This is a genomic window from Phyllobacterium pellucidum (assembly GCF_013327855.1).
Classification (GTDB): Bacteria; Pseudomonadota; Alphaproteobacteria; order Rhizobiales; family Rhizobiaceae; genus Phyllobacterium; species Phyllobacterium pellucidum.
In genome coordinates, this window is record NZ_JABUMX010000014.1 from 1 (window position 1) to 1,753 (window position 1,753).

The window sequence follows — 1,753 nt, forward strand, 5'->3', positions numbered from 1 at the left end:
CACCGGCAGCCCGTTCAAGGCGGTCGGCGACAAGGTCAGCTATGCCTACAAGGTCACCAACAGCGGCAATGTGACGATCACCAAGCCGGTCAGCGTCAGCGACGACAGGATCAAGACGGTGACCTGCACCTGGTGCCGACAGACAGCAAACTTGCGCCCGGCGGGAGCTTGACCTGCACGGCCGACTACAGCGTCACCCAGGCCGATCTCGACGCCGGCAAGGTGGTCAACATCGCCTCGGCCACGGACGGCACCACCAAGTCGCCCGACGTGACCGCAACGGCAACCGCCGCGCAGGCGCCGGCGCTGAAACTCGAAAAGTCGGTCACCACCGGCAGCCCGTTCAAGGCGGTCGGCGACAAGGTCAGCTATGCCTACAAGGTCACCAACAGCGGCAATGTGACGATCACCAAGCCGGTCAGCGTCAGCGACGACAGGATCAAGACGGTGACCTGCCCGGTGCCGACAGACAGCAAACTTGCGCCCGGCGGGAGCTTGACCTGCACGGCCGACTACAGCGTCACCCAGGCCGATCTCGACGCCGGCAAGGTGGTCAACATCGCCTCGGCCACGGACGGCACCACCAAGTCGCCCGACGTGACCGCAACGGCCAATGCAGTAGCATCATCTACCCTGCAGGTCGAAAAGACGATTACGGCCGGCAATCCGTACAAGGCGGTCGGCGACAAGATCAGCTATTCCTACAAGGTCACCAACAGCGGCAATGTGACGATCACCAAGCCGATCAGCATCACCGACGACAAGTTTGCAAACCCTATCAATTGTCCAAGCCTGTTGCGCGCGCGATTCCCACCTCAGTCAACGATACTCTGCCTCGCTACCTACACCGTCACCCAGGCCGATCTCGACGCCGGCAAGGTGGTCAACATCGCCTCGGCCACGGACGGCACCACCAAGTCGCCGGACGTGACCGCAACGGCGACGGCAACGCAGGCGCCAGGGCTGGTGCTGGAGAAGAAGAGCGGACCGCCGTCGGGCAATGTTGCCGGCTCGACCATTGCCTATAGCTTCACCGTCAAGAACACCGGCAATGTGACGCTGAAGAACATCCGCCTTGCCGACAGCCTCAAGGTTGCCGTGGTCGGCGGCGATGCCATTGCCGAACTTGCCCCCGGTGCTTTCGACGACACGACCTTTACCGCACTCTATACGCTCAAACAGGCCGACATCGATGCCGGCAAGGTCGACAATGCCGCCACCGTCACCGGAACGCCGCCGTCGGGCAGCGATATCAGCAGCAACGGCGGCGTGACGACGCCGATCGCGGCCGCGCCGGCATTGGTGCTGGAGAAGAAGACCGGACCGCCATCGGGCAATGTTGCCGGCTCGACCATTTCTTATAGCTTCACCGTCAAGAACACCGGCAATGTGACGCTGAAGAACATCCGGCTCACCGACAGTCTCAAGGATGCCGTGGTCAGCGGCGATGCCATTGCCGAACTTGCCCCGGGTGCTTTCGACGACACGACCTTTACCGCACTCTATACGCTCAAACAGGCCGACATCGATGCCGGCAAGGTCGACAATGCCGCCACCGTCACCGGAACGCCGCCGTCGGGCAGCGATATCAGCAGCGACGGCGCGGTGACGACGCCGATCGCGGCAGCGCCGGCATTGGTGCTGGAGAAGAAGACCGGACCGCCATCGGGCAATGTTGCCGGCTCGACCATTTCTTATAGCTTCACCGTCAAGAACACCGGCAATGTGACGCTGAAGAACATCCGGCTCACCG

2 protein-coding genes are annotated in these 1,753 nt (G+C 62.6%); both read left to right on the forward strand.

The features are described 5' to 3' along the window. On the forward strand, nucleotides 1–172 hold a 172-nt coding region (locus HQ945_RS23220), incomplete at its 5' end, for a DUF7507 domain-containing protein (RefSeq protein ID WP_174208546.1). Next, the coding region (locus HQ945_RS22660) for a DUF7507 domain-containing protein (protein ID WP_281358774.1) at nucleotides 169–1,753 on the forward strand (1,585 nt) is incomplete at its 3' end. The genes HQ945_RS23220 and HQ945_RS22660, both read left to right, overlap by 4 nt.